General features: G+C 39.4%; 19 protein-coding genes. 10 read left to right on the top strand and 9 right to left on the bottom strand.

The genetic code is table 11. The features are described 5' to 3' along the window. Positions 1–2: 2 nt before the first annotated feature. A complete protein-coding gene (locus tag OB69_RS15215) occupies positions 3–620 on the bottom strand; it encodes a phosphatase PAP2 family protein (RefSeq protein WP_157608600.1) in 618 nt (205 codons plus the stop codon). 2 nt (positions 621–622) lie between these two features. Beyond that, positions 623–2083, bottom strand: a complete 1461-nt coding sequence (gene rpoN / locus OB69_RS15210; RefSeq protein ID WP_053224607.1) for an RNA polymerase factor sigma-54 — start codon at positions 2081–2083, stop codon at positions 623–625. A 260-nt stretch (positions 2084–2343) separates the two neighbouring features. Here rpoN and asnS point away from each other — a divergent pair, with 260 nt between their 5' ends. Further along, positions 2344–3789, top strand: a complete 1446-nt coding sequence (gene asnS, locus OB69_RS15205; protein WP_053224606.1) for an asparagine--tRNA ligase — start codon at positions 2344–2346, stop codon at positions 3787–3789. A 97-nt stretch (positions 3790–3886) separates the two neighbouring features. Here the strand turns inward: asnS and OB69_RS15200 are convergent, their stop codons facing one another. The 3 genes from OB69_RS15200 to OB69_RS15190 all read right to left on the bottom strand — a co-directional run bounded on the left by OB69_RS15200 (position 3887) and on the right by OB69_RS15190 (position 6774). Beyond that, positions 3887–4222 (bottom strand): T9SS type A sorting domain-containing protein, encoded by a 336-nt coding sequence (locus OB69_RS15200; protein ID WP_053224605.1) that lies wholly within the window; start codon positions 4220–4222, stop codon positions 3887–3889. 96 nt (positions 4223–4318) lie between these two features. Then, entirely contained in the window at positions 4319–5827 is a 1509-nt protein-coding gene (locus OB69_RS15195; protein ID WP_053224604.1) for a bifunctional ADP-dependent NAD(P)H-hydrate dehydratase/NAD(P)H-hydrate epimerase, read from the bottom strand. Beyond that, on the bottom strand, positions 5824–6774 hold the full coding sequence (locus tag OB69_RS15190) for a ComEA family DNA-binding protein (protein WP_053224603.1): 951 nt from the start codon (positions 6772–6774) through the stop codon (positions 5824–5826). The genes OB69_RS15195 and OB69_RS15190 overlap by 4 nt, the downstream gene beginning before the upstream one ends. Before the next feature lie 248 nt (positions 6775–7022). Between OB69_RS15190 and hemA the strand changes: the two genes are divergently transcribed. Further along, entirely contained in the window at positions 7023–8255 is a 1233-nt protein-coding gene (gene hemA / locus OB69_RS15185; protein ID WP_316931888.1) for a glutamyl-tRNA reductase, read from the top strand. A gap of 73 nt (positions 8256–8328) precedes the next feature. Continuing rightward, positions 8329–10539 (top strand): WG repeat-containing protein, encoded by a 2211-nt coding sequence (locus OB69_RS15180; protein WP_157608599.1) that lies wholly within the window; start codon positions 8329–8331, stop codon positions 10537–10539. A 65-nt stretch (positions 10540–10604) separates the two neighbouring features. On the opposite strand, the gene paaN is transcribed toward OB69_RS15180, so the two are convergent. Continuing rightward, complete coding sequence (gene paaN, locus OB69_RS15175; protein ID WP_053224600.1) at positions 10605–12266, bottom strand: phenylacetic acid degradation protein PaaN; 1662 nt, start codon at positions 12264–12266, stop codon at positions 10605–10607. Between the two features lie 320 nt (positions 12267–12586). On the opposite strand from paaN, the gene mscL reads away from it, so the two are divergent. The 4 genes from mscL to OB69_RS15155 all read left to right on the top strand — a co-directional run bounded on the left by mscL (position 12587) and on the right by OB69_RS15155 (position 16274). After that, the gene (gene mscL / locus OB69_RS15170) at positions 12587–13012 is read left to right on the top strand and encodes a large-conductance mechanosensitive channel protein MscL (protein WP_053224599.1); all 426 of its coding nucleotides are present in this window, start codon (positions 12587–12589) and stop codon (positions 13010–13012) included. Positions 13013–13162: 150 nt separating this feature from the next. Further along, a complete protein-coding gene (gene rluF / locus OB69_RS15165; RefSeq protein WP_053224598.1) occupies positions 13163–13897 on the top strand; it encodes a 23S rRNA pseudouridine(2604) synthase RluF in 735 nt (244 codons plus the stop codon). Between the two features lie 6 nt (positions 13898–13903). Beyond that, a complete protein-coding gene (locus tag OB69_RS15160; RefSeq protein WP_053224597.1) occupies positions 13904–14776 on the top strand; it encodes a cation diffusion facilitator family transporter in 873 nt (290 codons plus the stop codon). A gap of 40 nt (positions 14777–14816) precedes the next feature. Continuing rightward, entirely contained in the window at positions 14817–16274 is a 1458-nt protein-coding gene (locus tag OB69_RS15155; protein WP_053224596.1) for a M20 family peptidase, read from the top strand. A 50-nt stretch (positions 16275–16324) separates the two neighbouring features. Here OB69_RS15155 and OB69_RS15150 read toward each other — a convergent pair whose 3' ends face one another. Next, positions 16325–16852 carry a cytochrome B gene (locus OB69_RS15150; RefSeq protein ID WP_316931887.1) on the bottom strand — a complete coding sequence of 176 codons (528 nt, stop codon included), beginning with the start codon at positions 16850–16852 and terminating at the stop codon, positions 16325–16327. A gap of 42 nt (positions 16853–16894) precedes the next feature. Between OB69_RS15150 and OB69_RS15145 the strand changes: the two genes are divergently transcribed. Next, positions 16895–17932, top strand: coding sequence for a zinc-dependent alcohol dehydrogenase family protein (locus tag OB69_RS15145; protein WP_053224595.1), 1038 nt, complete (start codon positions 16895–16897; stop codon positions 17930–17932). Between the two features lie 6 nt (positions 17933–17938). Here OB69_RS15145 and OB69_RS15140 read toward each other — a convergent pair whose 3' ends face one another. Together OB69_RS15140 and OB69_RS15135 are read right to left on the bottom strand one after the other, a co-directional pair. Then, positions 17939–18481 carry a DsrE family protein gene (locus OB69_RS15140; RefSeq protein ID WP_071426800.1) on the bottom strand — a complete coding sequence of 181 codons (543 nt, stop codon included), beginning with the start codon at positions 18479–18481 and terminating at the stop codon, positions 17939–17941. A gap of 77 nt (positions 18482–18558) precedes the next feature. Then, positions 18559–19104, bottom strand: coding sequence for a DsrE family protein (locus OB69_RS15135; RefSeq protein ID WP_053224594.1), 546 nt, complete (start codon positions 19102–19104; stop codon positions 18559–18561). A gap of 134 nt (positions 19105–19238) precedes the next feature. On the opposite strand from OB69_RS15135, the gene OB69_RS15130 reads away from it, so the two are divergent. Both OB69_RS15130 and fabF read left to right on the top strand, forming a co-directional pair. Further along, positions 19239–19844: a TetR/AcrR family transcriptional regulator gene (locus OB69_RS15130; RefSeq protein WP_053224593.1), complete on the top strand. Its 606-nt coding sequence runs from the start codon at positions 19239–19241 to the stop codon at positions 19842–19844. Beyond that, a complete protein-coding gene (gene fabF, locus OB69_RS15125) occupies positions 19841–21085 on the top strand; it encodes a beta-ketoacyl-ACP synthase II (RefSeq protein ID WP_053224592.1) in 1245 nt (414 codons plus the stop codon). Before OB69_RS15130 ends, fabF begins: the two co-directional genes overlap by 4 nt. Positions 21086–21236 lie beyond the last annotated feature (151 nt).

Raw genomic sequence — 21236 nt, 5'->3', positions numbered from 1 at the left:
TACTAAACAAATAATAATACAGAACTGAAACAAACTAAAAAGCCCAAAACAAAACCAGCCAATGATTCAGAGGGCTTATGGGCATTTAAATATAATCTAGACCAAATCACGATACCTGTTAACATAACCGCGATAACCAAAGGCCAAAACAAAGTATTACCGCTGGAATAGATTCTAGTAAACACTATAATAAAACCCAACCACCCAGCCACACCAGCCGCATGCGCACTTATTTTCCAGAAGTAAGTAATAAGATTCGTGCTTATTACTACGGTGGTCATTGAAATCATGATTAGTGCCATACTTGGACTAAACCAAACCTGACGACTCATTAAATAAGTAACCAGAATATAGAAAACTGAGATGAAGGCAAAAGGCAGGTATCGATCACGCCTTTCTTTCATGTGTAAATCTTTTATCACTTTAGTAAACCTAAAGAGCAAAACAATAAAAACAGGGATGACACAAGTAGTGAGAAAAATTAAAAGCAGCACAGTAGAACGGCCTTTTTCAGTAAGATTTGAACTGTTGTCAACATGAAAGAGGTAAGTATAAAAAACCAGCGATGGCATAAGCAATGGCTGGAAAACAGTAGATACAATTTGAGCAAGTAACTTCAACCCTATAGTTCTTTTCTTAATCTGGCGACAGGAATATTCAATTGTTCTCGATATTTGGCCACTGTTCTTCTGGCAATATTATAACCTCTTGCTTTCAGCGATTTCTCTAATTTATCATCTGATAATGGCTTACTCTTATCTTCATTATCTATCAGTTGACTTAAAATGTTTTTCACTTCTCGGCTACTCACATCTTCTCCAGAAACTGTCGAGATACCTTCCGAGAAAAAGTATTTCAATGGAAAGATACCAAAATCTGTTTGAACCGATTTTGAGTTAGCAACACGCGAAACTGTGGAAATATCCATATTAATTTCATTCGCAATATCCTTCAAAATCATTGGCCGAAGTTTCGTTTCATCACCTTCTAAAAAGAATTCATACTGAAACCTCACCATCGCGTCCATAGTGCGCAAGAGTGTATTCTGACGTTGCTTAATGGCATCGATAAACCATTTGGCTGCATCGAGTTTTTGTTTTACAAAAGAAACTGTCTCTTTCAGTTTCTTATCTTTCTTATCACTCTTGTCGTAAGCTGAAAACATATCTGAGTACGACTGACTCACTCTTAACTCAGGTGCATTTCGTGAATTCAACGTTAAATCAAATACGCCATCATTATTGGTAAGAATAAAATCAGGAATTAAATATTGAGTTTTAGCCATTCCACCAGAAACACCTCCTGGTTTTGGATTCAGTTTAGTGATTAGATGAATAGCATCTTTCATTAGTACTTCATCCTCAATATTGAGTTTCTTTATAATCTTATCGTAATGTTTCTTTGTAAACTCCTCAAAACAAATTGACAGAATAGCTTTGGCCATTTCTACTGCTGGATCTGGGTCATCTTCTTCCCATCTTCTCTCAAGTTGAATTAAAAGGCATTCCTTTAAATTTCTTGCTCCAATGCCTGGCGGATCAAACTGCTGGATTTCACGAAGCAAATCCTCCAGCTCATCAACGTCTGTCTCTATATTTTGAGCAAAGGCCAAGTCATTTACAATTGCATCTAACTCTCTTCTGATATACCCATCGCCTTCAATACTTCCAATAAGTTGTTTAGCGACTAAAGTTTGGCGTTCATCAAGACCCAAAAATCCCAATTGCATTTCCAATTGATCATTCAAAGAGCTTTGCATAGCTACAGGCATTTCTCTGTCGTCATCTTCAGAGTAATTACCATCACCTTGCATTTTGTAACCTGCATACTCATCATCTCCCAAATAATCTTCAACATTTAGGTCTTCAGTTGAAGAAATTTCGTCAGATGGCTCATCAAAATCCTCTTCTGTAGTTGGGGCCTCAGGCTCCTCTCTTCCCTCTTCCAAAGCCGGGTTGATTTCCAGTTCTTCCTCAATCCTGGTGTCCAACTCAGCAGTTGGCACTTGCAACAGCTTAATAAACTGTATTTGCTGTGGCGACAGCTTTTGGCTAAGAGACTGATTTAGACTAAGTTTTTGCATTGATAGAAAAATCCTATTGGTTATAAGCAAATTTAGAATAAAGAATTGAGGAACAAATTAGATTAGCCGACTTTTTAACAAAAATCATGCAAATTTAACAAATGTGTCAAAAAACTATTTCAAGTAGGTTTTACGAACACTCCACAACATTGTTCGGAATATGTTCTCAATGCTTATTTTTAGTAATCACGTTGTGAATCACTTCAAAAAAGACTTGTTTTGCATTCGTTTTTTTTACTAAAAACCAACTCGGGTTTATTATGACAAAAAGAATCAAAATTGAAGCGTTATTAAAGAGCAGTCAAACCAATATTGAGGTAACTGTTAAGGGATGGGTAAGAACCAAAAGAGGTAATAAAAATGTGAATTTTATTGCGCTCAATGATGGATCCACAATCAATAACCTTCAAATTGTAGCCGACCCTAATTTGATTTCGGAAGAAATTCTTAAACAAGTTTCAACGGGAGCCTGCATTGCTGTAAACGGAACCCTCGTTGAATCTCAAGGTGCGGGACAGAAATTTGAAATCAACGCGAAAGAAATTCAAGTGCTTGGCGCTGCCGACCCAGAAAAATACCCATTGCAACCCAAAAAGCATTCGATGGAATTTTTGAGGGAAATTGCGCACTTAAGACCTCGCACCAACACTTTTGGCGCTGTGTTCAGAATTCGCCATGCTATGGCTTTTGCAGTCCATAACTTCTTTAACGAAAAGAAATTCTTCTACATGCACACCCCAATTATTACGGGGTCAGATGCAGAAGGAGCAGGCGAAATGTTCCGTGTAACTACCTTAGACGCTAAAAACCCTCCTTTAAAAGAAGATGGATCAGTTAATTTTAAAGAAGACTTTTTTGAAAAAGAAACTAACCTCACTGTTTCGGGTCAACTAGAAGGTGAATTGGGCGCTTTAGCACTTTCCGATATTTACACCTTTGGGCCGACTTTCAGAGCTGAAAATTCAAACACAACAAGACACCTTGCTGAATTTTGGATGATAGAACCAGAAATGGCATTCTATGACCTTCAAGACAACATGGACTTGGCGGAGGAATTTTTAAAATACTTAATCAATTACGCTTTAGAGAACTGTGCCGATGATTTAGCGTTTCTTGAACAACGCTTAATTGAAGAGGAGAAAAACAAGCCTGCAAATGAAAAGAGCGAAATGACGCTCACCGAAAAACTGAGGTTTGTGGCAGAAAACGACTTTGAAAGAATTACATATACTGAAGCCATTGATATACTCAGAAACTGCAACCCCAACAAGAAAAAGAAATTCCAATACTTAATTGAAGGCTGGGGCACCGACCTTCAGTCGGAACATGAACGCTATTTGGTAGAGAAGCATTTCAAAAAACCAGTAATTCTAACCAACTACCCAAAAGACATCAAGTCGTTCTATATGAGAATGAATGATGATGAAAAAACAGTGGGCGCAATGGATATCCTTTTCCCTGGAATTGGCGAAATAGTTGGTGGTTCTCAACGTGAAGAAAGGCTTGACAAGCTTGTTAGCAGAATGAACGAAATGGGAGTGCCTACTCATGAAATGGAGTGGTATTTAGATACCCGAAGATATGGTTCTGCACCTCATAGCGGCTTCGGATTAGGTTTTGAAAGGCTGATTATATTTGTTACAGGCATGGCCAATATTAGAGACGTAATTCCTTTCCCAAGAACACCAGGAAATGCAGAGTTCTAATAGAACCATCCTTGAAACGAAAAAAGGTTTGAATTAATCAAGTTCAAACCTTTTTTTTTACGCCATAGACTTTCTATAGCAATTTCTTTAATAAAATCTATTTCTTGGAAAAACGAATCGTTTGCTGAAATTTAGACTGATCGTCTTTTACCAATACTAGATAATAACCTCTTGGGTAGGTAGTAACATCAACACGATGCTTCTTATCACCAAGATCTTCAGAAGTCATTTCCATTTTGCTACCAATAATATTTCTGATTTCAATTTTTGGTTGTTTCAAATCTAACTTCGATAAGTCGATTGTCAGAAAATCAGATGTTGGATTGGGGAAAACTTCTACTTTAACCTTTGGGTCATTGTTCATCTTTAAATTGGCTAAAGTCTCATTTTGAGCATTGGCCATTACCGAAAACAGCATTAATGACAGAATCATTAATGTTTTTGAGATTGATATGTTTCGGTTTAAAAGATTCATCGTCTATAAAGACCCCAAAGTCACGCTAAAGGTTTAGTTAAAGTTACAGTTTTTTCAAATAAAATCACTACTCTCTACGTTGCTAAAAACTTTTGGTAATGCAGATAGCAAATCTGATGCCATCAATGCGGTTTTCCCTACTGTTTTTTCAGCTAAATCGCCAGCCCACCCATGTATACAAACCCCGACTTTTGCAGAAGTCGAAGTATCACCTCCTCGTGCTATGAATGCGCTGATGATTCCTGTCAACACGTCTCCACATCCAGCAGTAGCCATTCCAGAATTCCCTGTGGAATTAAAATGAACTTTACCGTCTGGTGTAGCAATTACAGTATGTGCTCCTTTCAATACTATTACCAATTGCTTTTCAATTGCTATCGACTTCACTTTCTCAATTCGCTCCAATCCGTTATCGCATTCTCCAAATAACCGATTGAACTCTCCTATGTGGGGCGTAAGTACAGAACCCTTGGGTACTAAATCAATCAACTCTTTATCTAATGCAATTAGGTTTAAAGCATCCGCATCTATTGCCATAGGCTTGTTAAAAGATGTGAATAGCGACTTAAGTATTTTCCCTGTCTTTGGGTTAGTCCCCAGCCCCGGCCCAATTCCAATGGCATCGAAGGCGTCAACATTATCTACCTGAGAAATAAATTCCTTTTCTGAATCTATAGAAACCATAGCTTCAGGTAAAGATGTCTGTATTGGCCCATAACCCACTTTAGGAATATGTACGGTAAGAAGTCCCGTGCCGGATTTAAGAGCAGCTTTGGACGACAAATAAGCCGCACCTATTTTACCTAAACTACCAGCTACCATCAATACTCGGCCGTATTTGCCTTTATGGTCATACTTTTTCCTAATAAAAAGGGAGCGATCGATGTCGCTCTTTTCAAAAATTGAGTAATCAGAACTTTCTGTTTTTAAAAAATTTAGATCTAAACCAATATCAACTACCGACCATTCTCCAACATAAAAACCAGATTCAGGAATTAGAAATGAAAGTTTCGGAACTTGAAAAGTGATGGTCCAGTCGGCCTCTACAATCCTCCCCGTTAAATTCACTTTATCTGCAAAAAGACCTGAGGGCATATCGACAGAAACAGTTTTTGCACTGCTCTGATTTATCAATTGTATAACTTCTCCCGCAAGACCTGTTGCAGGCCTGCTCAAACCAGAACCAAATACAGCATCAATAATGAGTTCTCCGCTGAGGTCTAATTCCTTATATTGTTTGACAATGTTTACCTGACAGATATCTAAGTATTTTCGATAGCTCTTTCGGCAATCTTCCGAAAGCTTCACTCCAAAATCAATCAAGTGACAATTCACTTTCCATCCTTTTTCAATAAGCAATCTCGCAATAGCAAACCCATCTCCCCCATTATTCCCAGGGCCACACACTACATCGACATTAAGCTTATGATTAATTTTAGTTAATAACAGTTTTACGAAAGCCTCCGAAGCCCGCTCCATCAAATCAAATGAAGAAATAGGTTCGTTTTTAATTGTATACAAATCCCATCTGCGAATTTGTTCAGCACTTAAAATTTTGATCATTGAAATTGAAGATATGGAATCAATTTAACGATTTGAATCGAATCGAAGAGGCTTAAACGTTTCAAATCCTCGGCAGACCTAAATTTCCCGTACTTACTTTTGGTATTCATTATTTCTTTGGTCTGTTCATAGCTGATGTATGGATGTGCGTTTATCTCTTTAAAAGTTGCTGTGTTGATATTGATTTGAACAGGTTGGTAAGCCTCATCCACCCTAAGTTGTGGAGCAATGCTTTGGTACAATGAGTCAGTAATACCAAAAACTTCCTTGACTTGATCAATACTACTAAAACCTCCTAACAATTGACGAAACTTCACTATTCTACTTGAATAAGCAGGTCCAATCCCTCTCAGTTTTTGTAGTTCCAAGGAATCAGCCTTATTAATATCTAAAATGAAACTCTCAAGTTCCAAAGCACTTTCCTTTTCCACACTGTACAGTTTACGCTCTCTTTTAACAGGTTTTTCGCTAGGTTGTGCAACTTTTACTTTAGGCTGAGGCAGTTCGTCTGGCAACTGTATATATTTTTCTAATACTTGATAAAGACTATCGGGAAATCCATAAATGCGCTTCAAATCTGACTTGACCTTGAAACTCCCACCCGCGGTTCTGTAATTATAAATTCTACTTGCCAAACGTTGATCTAAGCCTACTCCCATCAACTCTTCTTGAGTTGCTGTATTGGGTTCAAAGAAAGTAAGCCGAATATTGACGTCTGGCAATACTTTTTTCTCCAAGCTAGGCTTCATATTATTTCTCCATAAACCAACCAAACTGTCTAATTGTCTTTTATCAGAATCGAACTCATTGTATTCAATTTCAGTTACGTTACGGTAAATACCTGGAACAAAAAGTAAAACAAACATTAACGGAGTCAGAACCATAAAACCATTGGTTTGAGTTTTAGAAAACCCAAAGTAGTTTCTCACTAGGCGTTTAATATTCATAATGGATTGGCTCTATTTATAAAATTGTGATTTAATATAATATATTCTTACTTTAAGATCAATTATATTTAATTGAATCGAAATCATTAAATAAGCAGCAAGAAGCAACAGAGTTGTTTAAACTGATTCTAAATAAGAATACATGATTTTGATCACTTTTTTTACACATAGTTAGAGGCTATTTTTGCACAGAAGAATTTAGAGGAAAGGCGTAAGCAATAATGCAGGGTAAATTCAGAGCGATAAGTTTGTCTTACAAAAAGGCACCAGTTGAAATCAGGGAAATCATTTCCATTGATGAGCTCACAATCAAATCCATTCTAAGTGAAATTTCAGAGGTTCTGTCTTTAACAGAAGCCCTAATTCTTTCTACCTGCAACCGTACGGAGGTTTATTATTCTGCAGAACAAAACCTAGATATTGAAATCATTAAATTGATTGCCATCAAAAAAGGGATTTTAAATGCAGATGCTTATATAAATTATTTCAATTCATTTGAAAGTGAAGAAGCCGTTAATCACCTCTTCAGAGTATCATTAGGCCTCGAAGCCCAAGTAGTGGGTGACCTCCAAATTTCAAATCAAGTAAAAAGAGCTTATCAGTGGGCAGCAGATGCGCAATTGGCAGGGCCTTTTTTACACCGCTTAATGCATACCATTTTCTTTAGCAGCAAAAGAGTAGTTCAAGAAACTTCATTCAGAGATGGCGCTGCAAGCGTTTCTTACGCTGCTGCCGAACTTGTTCAGAATTTAGCATCTACTATTATAGAACCTAAGGTACTTATTTTAGGTATTGGAGAAATTGGAGCAGACGTTTGTAGACACCTTTCTGAAACCGATCTTAAGGTAGCTATCTGCAATAGAACAACTGAAAAAGCGCAAGCCTTAGCATTAGAGTGCAACCAAGCTGTAATTCCTTTTTCTGAACTGAAAGAAGCTGTTGCAGAATACGACTTGATTATCTCTTCTGTAGCCCACAGTACCCCAATCATTAACAAAGAATTGGTAGGGGGAATAAATAATGGTTTCAAATTCTTCGTTGATCTTTCTATTCCTAGAAGTATTAGCCCTGAAGTTGGAAAACTGAGTGGCGTTACTTTGTTCAATATTGACGAAATCAACGACAAAGCTTCGGCTGCTGTTGAAAAAAGGAAAGCTTCTATCCCTTTAGTAGAAGCCATTATTGAAGAGGCCATAGCTGAATTCAATGACTGGTCGAAAGAGATGGTTGTTTCACCCACCATTCATAAACTCAAGAATGCGCTGGAGCAAATCCGTCAAGATGAGATAACCAGGCATTTGAAAAACGCTTCACCCGAAGTACAAGAATTTGCTGAGCGTTTCTCTAAGAGTATCACTCAAAAGATCATTAAACTTCCCGTATTGCAATTAAAAGCAGCATGTAAACGAGGTGATGCTGAATCTTTAATTGATGTACTTAATGAGCTTTTCGATCTGGAAAACACTCCGAAAGAAAAATAATCGAGCCGAAAGTCATTCAGCCTCCTTCTAATTCGCATCAAATTTTATTAAGCTTGCGTTTTGATATTGAGAATTGCGCATTTTAATCTATCTCATCTTAACCTTACATTTCATTCACCCTATATTGGGCAATGATTCCTATGAGAAATTCTCTGAAAATGGGAAGGTTGGACTCCGAAATAGCACCACCAATCAAGTAGTAATTAAAGCCATATATGATGATATTGGTTGGTCAAAAGGCAAACTTGAAGCATCAGGTGGTCTTATTGGACTCAAGCAAAATGAGCGCTGGGCCTTGGCCAATGTTGATGGATCAAAAATTACACGCCACCTCTTTTCTGAACTTTACCCTTTTACCGATAACACTTTTATTATTGGTGAACGAAGTCGCTTCTCTATACTCAATGACTACGGCACTATTAACTCGAAAGGCAATATCATCGTTCCTTCTGAATATCAATGGATTGACCCCGTGGGCGATGCCCTTATTGTTGCAAAAAAAACAGGAAAGGATAATCAGTTTGGTGTACTCAATAAGAGCGGAAACGTTTTACTTCCTTTAGAGTACAATCACATAGAACGAATTGATAGTGAAACGCTTTCTGTTCAGAACAACCAAGGACTTTATGCACTATACAATTTACAAGGCAAACCTCTTTCCGGTTTTCTTTACGAGTTAATTCTTCGGTACAATGAAAACACCTTCAGAGTAAAATATTATAACAAAGAAGGCCTGATTGACAGAAAAGGAACCTTAATAATTCCTCCTGAATACAAATCCTTAAACTTAAGAAATGGCAAGGCAGAGGTGCTCCCATTTAACAAATGGACTGTATTTACGCTTGAATCGAATCCAAAAACTCTTGCGCATGATGAAGTTTGGTACATCGACAAGAACTTGATGGGTATTCAGACCAATGGAAATATTGGAATAGTTAACATTACAAATGAGAATTCCTTTGAGCATTATGTGCAGGAAATGCAAATTACACATACACACTCAAATCTATTGGCCGTTAAAAAAGATGGTTTTAAAGGTGTGATCAACTCTGAGGGAAGAAACATTCTTCCTTATCAATTCGATTCAATCCAGTTTTATAAGTCTGTAATTCTTGCCCAATCAAAAAGAAAAGATGCCCAAAATTGGATTCCCAATGACCTCAGTGGAAAACGAATTGGAATTCAATTTTATGAGGAAATTACCCAAAGAAAAGACGGTTCCTTTATAGCACTTAAAAATGGGAAATACGGCTTACTCGACCATGAAGGCTACGAGCAAACACCATTTATTTTTGATAAGATTAATGATTTTGAAAATGGGATGGCCATTGCTGAATATTTAGGAAATCAGGGCATCATTAAGCCCAATGGCAATTGGTTAATAACCCCATACAAGGACAGCATCCAAATTATTGATAATCGAATCTTCTACGAACAAGGAACAGAGCATGGTGTTTATGATTTATTCGAGCAACAGATTTTCCGAAGTATTTATCCTATTATTCCATATCAAAAAGCTTTTTCGGAGCGGACAAATGATGGCTATAAAATCTATGATTTCAATGCAAATCAGCTCAGTCCAAACGCATATGATTCGGTATACCAAATAGCACCGGATTTTTTAGTGCTGAAATCGAAAAACAAGTTTGAGCTGCTACAAATCTCAACTACTCAAACCTTTAAATTAGATTCAAAAACACAGCAGGTTAGGGCTTATAGTGAAGGCCTTATTTCGGTAATGATGGAAAATGAATGGGGTTTTGTTTCGGAACAAGGCTTATTGACCATCGCCAACCGATACCAACAAGCCAAGGAGTTTTCGCAAGGCCTTTGCGCCATCATGATCAACGGTAAATGGGGCTTTATTAATACAGAAGACCAAATCACAATTCAACCCACTCTTCAATCTGTGGAATCTTTTAGCAATGGGCTTTCGCTAGTGAAAACCAATGATTTATATGGGCTAATCAACCTTAATGGAACCTTTGTGTTAGATGCTATTTATGATCAGTTGATAAGAAAACAAGGCTTTATTCTGCTTGAGAAAAACAATCAATTCGGTTTAGCAAACCATGAAGGCGCCTTGGTTCGAACACCTCAATTTGATTCCATTTCTACCAGCGACAATATTAACTTTATAGTAAGCCGAAATGGTAAATACGGAGTTGTCGATATTAAAGGCCGCGACCGTGTACCTGTAGCTTTCGATAAAATCAAACAATCAGGCAATACTTTTCTAGCCATGGAAAGGCAAGGATGGGTTGAAATCAGTATCAATAAGTAAAACCATTTCAACATAAAAAAACCACCCGAAGGTGGTTTTAATATTATAGGTTAAACTCGCGCCTTTTAAGCCAACTCTCTCATTCCAACCCAAGTAAATCTTCCATTTACATAACCCGGGTTAGTAAATGAAGCATTACCTGCTGGGTTTCCTCCTGTCACATGGTAATCAGAGAATGCTGCATTCTGATTCACGAAAAGACCGCCAGTCAAATTGAAGGAAACTGGAGTAGCTGCCAACGACATTTGATCAGCAATATGCTCTTTCATGGCCTCATCTGTAGTGTAAGCACCACAAGAAATAGCACCATGTTCTTCTGCCAATTCTCTAGCCAAAGCCACAGACTCTTCCGTATTTTTTGTCTTAATCAGCAATGCAATTGGCCCAAAAAGCTCAGTTGCGAATTTGTCCTTATCCGCAGAACTTAGTTCGATCACCACTGGAGTTTGCGTTCTCGTAGTTGCGAAAATCGGATTTTCAATGGTTCTGGTTTCTAACCAAACCTTTCCACCCAACTCTTTGGCTGCGTTTTTAGCTCGTTCGCCTGTATTTGGGTTTTGAATGGCTCCCAATACAAATGGTCCAGCCTTAGGATTATCGATTAAACCGTTGGTGAAGTCAGCGAATTTTTGAGCCACCTCATCGAATGATAGCACTCCATCTGGTGTTTTCACTCCGCCTTCTGGAATAAAGAAGTTTTGAGGTGCGGTACACATTTGGCCCGAATACAAACATACCGAGAAGGTAATGTTCTGAATCACTTTATCGATATCGACTACCGAATCCAAAATAATCGAGTTCACACCCGTTTTCTCCGTAAACACTGCTTTCGGAAGTTTTTCTAAATAGCTACCAAACTCCGAGTTCCCCGTAAAGTCTACTAATTTCACCTTAGGGTGTTCAGCCAATTCTTTAGTGATTGGTGCGCTCGGCACGTCAACCGCTAGTTGACAGGCATCGGCATCGAAGCCAGCATCTCTCAGTGCATTTCTAATTTCAGCTACCACAATGGCCATTGGTAAAATAGCACCTGGGTGTGGCTTCACCAATACAGAGTTACCCGTAATTAAATCGGCAAAAACACCGGGGACCGAATTCCAAGTAGGGAAGGTTGAGCAACCAATCACCAAGCCAATACCTTTTGGCACTGCCCTCCACTCTTTGTTCACCACCAAATTGTATTTACCCATTGGTTTGTCCCAAGTGGTTTTAGAAGGAAAACGACTCAATTCATCATATCCAGCAGCAACGGCCTCTAATGCGCGGTCGGCAGCGTGTGGGCCAGAAGCCTGAAAAGCCATCATATAACCTTGCCCTGTAGTGTGCATAGTCGCGTAGGCATTCTCGAAGAAGCGCTTAGAGAAACGATCAAGTGCATCAATCAACACAGCCGCTCTATCATCCAAGCTCACTTTTCTCCAAGAATGGAAAGCCTTTTCGGCACGGTTTATTAATTCTTCGGTACTGAAGGCTGGATACTTAGGGCCTACTGGTGCGTCAAAATAAGGAGAATGCTCCTCACCTATCCATGAAGTAGCTCCTTCTTGCTTTAGTTCTTCAAAATTCTTTTTTCTTAAGGCTTTGAAAGCCTCCTTTCCATCAGCATCTGCTGTTTCACCATAAATGGCTGGTGCTGGATGCTCAGGGTATTGTGAGTGAAACCCACGAGTATGTAAGGCTTCTACCGCCTTATCTAATATGTCTTTTTGTGCAGTGGTCAATCCCATAACGAACGTTTGTTTGGTCGAATTTAATGGAATCGATTCACATATAACAGAAAGCAAAGCCGAATCTTCTTATATTGCAGCCCCTAAGAGGTCTACTCTTAGAGTCCCTCATTCCAGTATTGATATAACCTGTACACTGAGCATCTTGGATAAATGCGCTGATGTATTTCGTGCATTTCTCCTTCCAACTGGGTTTTACGATTTCAAAAATTATTATCTTATTTCACGATTACCCCGCTGGTTGCTTTTATGACCTTAAGCAAACTGAAGGATAAATCGTTTTTTGTATCATCCTTAATCACTAAACAAAACAGCTAAACATGAAAGAATTTAAGAAATTCCTTATCCGTGGAAATGTACTAGAAATAGCCGTGGGTTTAATTATGGCCACTTATTTTGGCGCCATCGTCAAGTCATTTGTAAATGATATTCTTATGCCTCCTATCGGCATCTTGCTTGGTGGTGTTGACTTTTCAGAAATGAAGTTGGTTTTACAAGAAGCCGTTGCAGAAACCGCTGCTGGTGCTGGTGATGCTACTGCCGAGGTGGCTATTGCTTACGGAGTGTTCATTAACACCATCATTACTTTTGTAATAGTAGCTTTTGCTATTTTTATGGTAGTGAAATCATACAACCATTTGAAAGAAAGAATGGAGAAGAAAGAAGCAGAAGCCCCTGCGGCTCCTCCTGCACCTTCTAAGGAAGAAGTGCTCTTAACAGAAATCAGAGATTTATTAAAGAAGTAAATCAGGAATTGAAAATATAAAAATGCCGTCTTTTGCTTTTGCAGAGGCGGCATTTTTTATGCGTCTCTGCCAATAGAATTCTGTAATTTGCGTCAAAATACTGCACGGTTGAATTTCAACCCAGAGACATCAGCACTCAATAATTAACGAATGACTACTGACCAGCCTGTTAGAATCAATAAATACCTAAGTGAAATTGGCTACTGTTCGCGCAGAGCAGCCGATAAACTGATTGAAGAAGGGCGGGTAACCATCAATGGCTCAGTACCCGAAATGGGCACTAAAGTCACAAAAGAAGATAATGTTGCTGTAGACGGGAAACCTGTGGTCGAATCAAAGGATAAGCCTGTTTACATTGCTTTTAATAAGCCTGTAGGGATTGTTTGCACCACGGACGTAAAAGTGGAAAAAGACAATATCATTGATTTCATCAACTACCCTAAACGAATTTTCCCGATTGGTCGATTAGACAAACCCAGTGAAGGCCTCATCTTCCTTACCAATGATGGAGACATTGTGAACAAAATCTTACGTGCTAGAAATAATCATGAAAAAGAGTACATCGTTACGGTGAACAAGCCCATCACGCGAGACTTTATTTCAAAAATGAGCAATGGTGTACCTATTTTAGATACGGTTACTCGTAAATGCGAAGTAGAACAAATCGGCAAACTCAAGTTTCGGATCGTGTTGACGCAAGGGCTCAATCGTCAAATACGCAGAATGTGCGAGTACTTAGATTATGAAGTGCGACAGTTAAAAAGGGTGCGCATCATGAATGTGATATTAGATATGCCTGTTGGTACTTGGCGCGACATTACTCCAAAGGAAATGGCTGAAATCAACCGATTGATTTCTACATCCTCCAAAACTCATGATGATTAATGAATCATGGAATCGAATAGACGAACAGCCATCAATACCGCTATTTTCAGCGCGATTGCCAATGCATTTTTGGCCATTGCAAAAGGAATTACAGGCGTATTCGGTAATTCTTATGCCCTTATTGCCGATGCCATCGAGTCCACCACTGATGTATTTGCTTCATTACTAGTTCTTTTCGGGTTAAGATACTCTACCCGACCTGCGGATGAGAATCATCCTTACGGTCATGGGAAAGCGGAGCCTCTCATTACTTTTATTGTGGTTGGAATTTTAGTGATTTCAGCCACCGTAATTGCTTATGAAAGCATCCAGCATATCCGCACGCCACACAAAGTTCCAGAAAAATTTACGCTAGTCGTTCTAGCCTCCATCGTCATTCTAAAAGAGGTTTTCTATCGGTTTGTTTCTAAGAAGAGCGACAAAACTAAAAGCACTTCTTTAAAAGCCGATGCTTGGCATCACAGAAGCGATGCCATCACTTCCCTATTGGCCTTTATCGGAATTTCCATAGCGATTTATATGGGTGAAGGTTATGAAACGGCAGACGATTGGGCTGCCCTGCTCGCTTCTGGTTTTATCGTCTACAATGCATTTCTGATTTTTCGCCCCGCCCTTGGCGAAATTATGGATGAGCATGTTTATGATGATTTAATTATCGACATCAGAAAAGTAGCCGAAACCGTTTCTGGGGTTCAGGGCACAGAAAAATGCTTTGTTAGAAAAACAGGTATGTCATTCCACGTAGATTTACACCTTACAGTTAAAGGTGAAATCTCAGTTAAAAAAGGACATGACATAGCCCATGATGTAAAAAATGCAATTCAAAACGAAATGCCCGAAATAGCCGATGTGCTAATTCACATCGAACCCGAAGAATAAAGCCAGCAATTTTTATATTTAGGCTCAATCTCATTTAAACATGAAGAAATTCCTCAAAGCAATACTAGTACTCCTCCTCATCTTTGTGACCTATGTGCTTTTCAAAACCTTTACTTTTAGCTCGAAACAATTAGAAGTTGAGCCAGTTACAAAAATCGACATTCCTGATTCTTCTATTCAAAGACTTACAGAGGCTTTGAGAATAAAAACCATTTCTCACGAAGACCCAGCCAATTTTGATTCCACCGCTTTCGAGGCATTCAATGAATTTCTTAAAATCAGTTATCCTCTAATTGATTCTATTTTAGAACACAAAACCTTTAACCAATACAGCCATTTATTTAGCTGGAGGGGAAAAGACCTAACGCTTAAGCCTATCGTTTTGATGGGCCATATTGATGTGGTGCCTATTGCTTCGCCTGAAAAGTGGTCGGTCGACCCTTTTGGTGGAATTGTGAAAGATGGAGTGATTTGGGGACGTGGCACTATTGACGATAAGTTTTCGGTAATCGGTATTTTAGAAGCTGTAGAAATGCTTCTTTCTGAAGGTGTCCAACCTGAAAGAACTATTTATTTGGCTTTTGGTCACGATGAAGAAGTCGGTGGAGAAAAAGGTGCTGTAGCCATTGCCCGATATCTCGAACACGAGGGAATTCATGCCGAATATGTTTTGGATGAAGGATATGCCATCACCCAAAAGCTTGTACCGGGCGTAGATTCTGATGTGGCCTTTATTGGCGTAGCTGAAAAGGGTTCTACTACCATTGAACTTACGGTTGATATGGAAGGCGGTCATTCATCTCGCCCCGACCCTGAGACAGCCATTGATGTATTAGCCAAAGCAGTAGCTAAGGTGAAAAGCAATCCATCCAAAGGAACGATTTCAGAACCAATGCAAGGCTTTATCAACCAGATTGGGCCTGAAATGGGTTTTGTAAACAGAATGGCCTTCGCCAACCTTTCTATCTTCAAACCACTGGTTTTAAGCACTTATGAAAGCGCAGGCGGAGCGGGGAATGCCTTGATCAGAACCACCACAGCCCCAACGATTTTTAATGCAGGGATTAAAGAGAACATCATTCCAACACAAGCCAGGGCATTGATCAACTTCAGAATTATTCCGGGAGAAACTTCCGAAGACGTGCTAAACCATGTAAATCAAACTATTGACGATTCACGAGTCAAAACCAAATTCTTCGGTTTCAATTCAGAGCCATCCCCAGTTTCTCCAGTAGAAACCAGTGGTTACAATGCAATTAATCAGTCTATAAAAGAAATTTTCGATGGTGTATTAACTGCACCCAACTTGGTGATTGCTGCCACAGACTCTAGACACTTTAGCGCCATCAGCCCAAACATCTATCGCTTTGTGCCCTACCATATTAATGAAGACAACATCAGCACATTCCATGGTATTGACGAGCGCATTCCAGTAGAAGATTACGAGAATGCCATTCGCTTTTATAGACAATTGATTTTGAACAGTAAAGGGCAATAAAAAAGCAGAAGGGCTGCTTCTGCTTCAAATAATTCTCTTTTAATGCGCTCTTAGAACCAGCTGCCTCCTAAATTTCTGAATGGCCAAGGAATAGATGCCAAAATCAGAATGAGTCCGATAAGGTAGAAAGTAGCAATAGCTCCAAATTTCTTAGCGTCAGTTACAGCTTTTTTAGACTTACTATGGCCAATGGTGATGAGAGCAATAGCTATTATCATCATAGATATATGCTCAACAGCGAAAAATCGAAGTACATCATCTTTCATAAAGCCTTCCATAAAATTTACTTTTGGGCTCTTAAAATACAACACCAAGCCTATTAAGAACTGAATGTGGGTAAAAACCATAGCAAACACTGAAAGCTTCTTGTCTTTGGCTGTCCATACGCCCGATTTCTTTTTAGAAAAGGCATTAAAAATAGCGGCTAATAATAAGATCAGAACGATCCACCTTAAACCCGAGTGCGCGTGTAATAATCCGTTGTACATATTGCTTCCGTTAGTGTTCAACAAAGTAAGCACAAAAGCATCATAAAATAAAAAGACCAGTCGCTGATTATAGACGGAAGAGATTCCCATGATTTACCTAATTTGGGAGAGTAAAACAGAACTATTTTCCTCATGAAAGCAGCACTCTACACCAAGTTTCAAAGCCCGATTTCAATAGAAACCGTAGCAGACCCAAAAGCTGTTAAAGGAGGAGTAATACTAAAAGTTGGCGCCACTGGTTTGTGCCGAAGTGATTGGCATGGCTGGATGGGACACGATACGGATATTGAATTACCCCATATACCAGGGCATGAATTGGCTGGAACTGTAGTAGAGCTAGGCGCAGGCATTAGCAAATTCAAGATTGGAGATCGGGTAACCGTTCCTTTTGTGAGTGGATGTGGCAAATGCGAGCAATGTAATTCTGGCAATCAGCAAGTGTGTGACCATCAGTTTCAGCCCGGCTTTACCCATTGGGGAAGTTTTGCTGAATATGTAGGCATTCATTATGCAGACACTAATTTGGTGCATTTGCCCGATGAAATCAGTTTTGAAACCGCAGCCAGTTTGGGTTGCAGGTTTATTACTTCCTTTAGAGCGGTAGCCCATCAAGCCAAAACAACTGGAGGAAATTGGGTCGCAGTGCATGGTTGCGGTGGTGTTGGGCTTTCTGCCATTATGATTACCGAAGCCTTGGGTGCTCAAGTAATTGCTATAGACATTGATGACAGCAAATTGACTTTTGCTAAAACGATTGGTGCGCACTACACCATAAATGGCGCAAAAGAAAATGTGGTTGAGGCGGTTAAAGAAATTTCAAAAGGCGGTGTACATGTTTCGGTAGATGCACTCGGAAGCAAAACCACCTGCTTTAATTCCATTGCCAACCTCAGAAAAAGAGGTAAGCATATTCAAGTAGGCCTAATGGCTGGCAACGACTACCTGCCTGAAATCCCAATGCATTTGGTAGTGGCTAATGAACTAGAAGTAATTGGCAGCCATGGTATGCAAGCCCATGCTTATCCTGAAATGATGGAAATGATTAAATCAGGAAAACTTCAACCCGAAAAGCTGATTGGCGAATTGATTTCTTTAGAAGAAGCCACAAACCTACTTCCCAAAATGAATGAATTTCAGGGAGTAGGTGTGAAAGTGATTAATCGATTCTAATATGCCCTAAAACTTCAAAGCCGCATAGCCTTTCAACTGATAGGTGGTAAGCGTGCTTAACATTGAAGTAGCCACTTTAATACCAGGCGCAAGTTTTGTGTGATCAATATCGCGGCCTAAAATGGATTGAGAACAAGCAAATAGCTTCACTCCTGCTCCTTCTAATTCTTTGAAAAGCGGAATATGCGGATTATCTACTCCGTATTTTGCCCTGTAAGTGTCATTATCTAATGTAGACCATATAGCTTGCCCATGAATGGCCAACACCACCTTCATGTTTTTGGCAGGTACTCCTCCCATGGCATGCAAGTTCAAAAGTCGGGCTACATTCTCTAAAGAATACATTACAGCTTTGGGATCAGCATCGCCAGTAGCAATATCAATAACTATTTTGTACTCAAGCTTAGGGTCAGGCTTTTCGACAGCAAAAGGCGCATCAATGATTCCTCCGTATCCTTTAATAATTGGGTTAATCTTTTCTTGAGAAAAACCGATGTTAACGATTAACAAAGCGGCAAAAGCAAAGAGGTATTTATTCAAGTTTGTCATGCTATTCAGGGTTATTTACAATCGAACCCAATAGACACAATTTCAAAGAATAAATCAATCAATCTTTCGGGAAAGGATTATTCCCACTTAAAAAAAGCATAGCCTTTAAGTTGATAGGTACTTATAGTGGTGAGAGCAGAAGTTCCAATTTTCACGCCAGGCATTAAGTCCTCCACCTTATTTCCATACATGGAATACGACTGACCACAAACAATCACTTCAACACCAGCTTCCATTAGTTCTTTGTACAAAGGAGCATAGGGGCTTTCCACTTCATATTTTGTTTTGTAGGCGTCAGCATTCAAAACAGAACTCGTGGCACCCGCGTGAATCACTACTGCAACTTTAAGATTTTCAGGCTTCACTCCTCCTACACCGTGCAGGTTAATCAGACGTGCCACATTTGTTGCAGCAAAAGCCGCACTTTCAGGCTTATCTAGTTTATGCACCAACTCAATCAGAATTTTATATTCCATATTTGGATCTGGCTCAACATCCACCTTTTCCAACTCTAAAATTCTTCCGTAGTTTTTAATAATAGGGTTTACCCACTTCTTTTCTTGAGAAAAGCTCAACTGAGTAATGAGGAGCAAAGAAAAGGCAATGATGATTCTAAGTTTCATAGGAGTGTTTTTTTGACCAGTTCAATTACAATATTCCAACCAGTAAATTCAAACCATAGAAATAAAATTATTACCACCTTGAAATTAAAACTCTGGCTTGTTGCGAAAATATACCGATTGGTATATTTTTACATGTGACTTTTGCTAAATCTGAAAGAACAAAGAAGAGAATCATAGAAACGGTAGCTCCCATTTTCAACAAAAAGGGTTACCAGAGCACAGCTTTGTCAGACATTACCAGCGCCACTGGATTAACCAAAGGTGCCATTTATGGTAACTTTGGAAATAAGGAAAATTTGGCAGAAGCTTGTTTCAATCACAATGTAAAGTTCTTGCAGAAGGGTTTACAAATAACGTGGGCTGCCAACCCTTCGAGCATCGGCAAACTCATTGGTTTACTCAATTTCTATCATCAGAACTTTGAAACTGTGGCCAACAATGGTGGCTGCCCCTTAATGAATGTAGCGGTAGAGGCAGATGACTTCTATCCCTTCTTTAAGGAAAAGGCCAAAACCATACTACTGAATTGGCAGTCCGAAATTACCAGTGTAATCAAAGAGGGGCAAAATTCAGGCGAAATCAAGCCTGAAGTTGATGCCGCCAATTTTGCCAATTTTTACATTGCTACCATTGAAGGTGGTATTCTGATAGCAAAAACCGCAAATGATCCAGCATCGTTTTTTAACATTATTGAAAACTTGAAATCATTGGTAAATCACCAATTAAAAATAACAACATGAAAAGAGTAGTAATTACAGGAATGGGGGCTTTGACCCCAATTGGAAATAACTTAGAAACGTATTGGGCAAACCTAAAAGCTGGAAAAAGCGGTGGTGCACCAATCACGAGGTTCGATACCACGAAATTTAAAAGTCACTTTGCCTGCGAATTGAAAGACTTTAATGTGGAAGATTACATTCCACGAAATGAGGCCAGGCGTATGGACCCATTCACACAGTACGCACTAATTGCTACGGAAGAGGCCATAAAAAATGCCAAAATTGATTTTGATGTACTTAACAGAAATCGAATTGGGGTGATTTGGGGATCAGGAAATGGCGGTATTCAAACCTTTACGGAAGAGATGATCGACTATGTGAAAAATGACGAAACCCCTCGCTTCTCCCCTTTCTTCATTCCCAAAATCATAGCAGACATTGCTTCGGGGCTTATCTCCATTAAATACGGATTAAGGGGCGTAAATTTCACCACCATTTCAGCTTGCGCCTCTTCTACCACTGCCATTATTGATGCCTTTAACTATATTAAATGGGGTAAGGCTGACATGATTATTACGGGTGGATCGGAAGCCCCAATTACCGCGGCTGGACTGGGCGGCTTTACTGCTTCTCGTGCACTTTCTACCAATAATGAGAACCCAGCAACTGCTTGCCGTCCGTTCGATGTAAGTCGCGATGGATTTGTAATGGGCGAAGGCGCTGGTACTTTAATTTTGGAATCTTACGAACACGCAATCGCCAGAGGCGCAACCATTATAGCCGAAGTAGCAGGCGGTGGAATGGCAGCCGATGCCTATCATTTAACCGGAACCCACCCCGAAGGAGAAGGTGCTTTCTTAGGAATGCAAGAAGCATTGGACGATGCAGGTATTGAACCAAAAGACATTGATTATATCAACATGCACGCCACCTCTACGCCTATTGGTGATCCAAGTGAATTGATTGCAATTGAAAGACTGTTCGGAACGAACCCTGATTTGAATATTTCAGCTACGAAATCCATGACTGGACACTTACTTGGTGCGGCAGGCGCTATAGAAGCCATAGCCAGTGTAATGGCAATTGTAGAAGGCATTATTCCTCCAACGATTAACACGAAAAACGTTGATCCTGAATTTGATGGTAAATTTGAACTCACCCTTGGTTCGGCACAAAAGCGAGAAGTAAAATATGCATTGAGCAACACTTTTGGCTTTGGCGGACATATGGCCAGCGCGGTGTTTAAGAGGTTTGAGCGTTAGATGTTAGATGTTAGATGTTAGATGTTAGAGCGAAACGAGATTAAGAAAGGTCAGGCTGATTTCTTTCAAGTAGAAACTCTACCTATAAATCCTTAATAAGGAGATGAACTCAACCCTCCAAAAGTTCAAAACTTTTGGAGGGTTCTTTATT

The organism is Roseivirga seohaensis subsp. aquiponti, assembly GCF_001267955.1.
Lineage (GTDB): Bacteria > Bacteroidota > Bacteroidia > Cytophagales > Cyclobacteriaceae > Roseivirga > Roseivirga seohaensis.
Note: the sequence above shows the minus strand (reverse complement) of the source record. Positions and strands in the feature narration are given on the sequence as shown.

What these genes read in the sequence shown, in the direction of transcription:
- OB69_RS15200 (WP_053224605.1), bottom strand. Translation starts at nt 4,222, where the DNA reads ATGATTCTGTCATTAATGCTGTTTTCGGTAATGGCCAATGCTCAAAAT.
- fabF (WP_053224592.1), top strand. Translation starts at nt 19,841, where the DNA reads ATGAAAAGAGTAGTAATTACAGGAATGGGGGCTTTGACCCCAATTGGA.
- rpoN (WP_053224607.1), bottom strand. Translation starts at nt 2,083, where the DNA reads ATGCAAAAACTTAGTCTAAATCAGTCTCTTAGCCAAAAGCTGTCGCCA.
- OB69_RS15140 (WP_071426800.1), bottom strand. Translation starts at nt 18,481, where the DNA reads ATGACAAACTTGAATAAATACCTCTTTGCTTTTGCCGCTTTGTTAATC.
- OB69_RS15135 (WP_053224594.1), bottom strand. Translation starts at nt 19,104, where the DNA reads ATGAAACTTAGAATCATCATTGCCTTTTCTTTGCTCCTCATTACTCAG.
- mscL (WP_053224599.1), top strand. Translation starts at nt 12,587, where the DNA reads ATGAAAGAATTTAAGAAATTCCTTATCCGTGGAAATGTACTAGAAATA.
- OB69_RS15160 (WP_053224597.1), top strand. Translation starts at nt 13,904, where the DNA reads ATGGAATCGAATAGACGAACAGCCATCAATACCGCTATTTTCAGCGCG.
- OB69_RS15145 (WP_053224595.1), top strand. Translation starts at nt 16,895, where the DNA reads ATGAAAGCAGCACTCTACACCAAGTTTCAAAGCCCGATTTCAATAGAA.
- OB69_RS15190 (WP_053224603.1), bottom strand. Translation starts at nt 6,774, where the DNA reads ATGAATATTAAACGCCTAGTGAGAAACTACTTTGGGTTTTCTAAAACT.
- OB69_RS15155 (WP_053224596.1), top strand. Translation starts at nt 14,817, where the DNA reads ATGAAGAAATTCCTCAAAGCAATACTAGTACTCCTCCTCATCTTTGTG.
- asnS (WP_053224606.1), top strand. Translation starts at nt 2,344, where the DNA reads ATGACAAAAAGAATCAAAATTGAAGCGTTATTAAAGAGCAGTCAAACC.
- paaN (WP_053224600.1), bottom strand. Translation starts at nt 12,266, where the DNA reads ATGGGATTGACCACTGCACAAAAAGACATATTAGATAAGGCGGTAGAA.
- rluF (WP_053224598.1), top strand. Translation starts at nt 13,163, where the DNA reads ATGACTACTGACCAGCCTGTTAGAATCAATAAATACCTAAGTGAAATT.
- OB69_RS15150 (WP_316931887.1), bottom strand. Translation starts at nt 16,852, where the DNA reads ATGGGAATCTCTTCCGTCTATAATCAGCGACTGGTCTTTTTATTTTAT.
- OB69_RS15195 (WP_053224604.1), bottom strand. Translation starts at nt 5,827, where the DNA reads ATGATCAAAATTTTAAGTGCTGAACAAATTCGCAGATGGGATTTGTAT.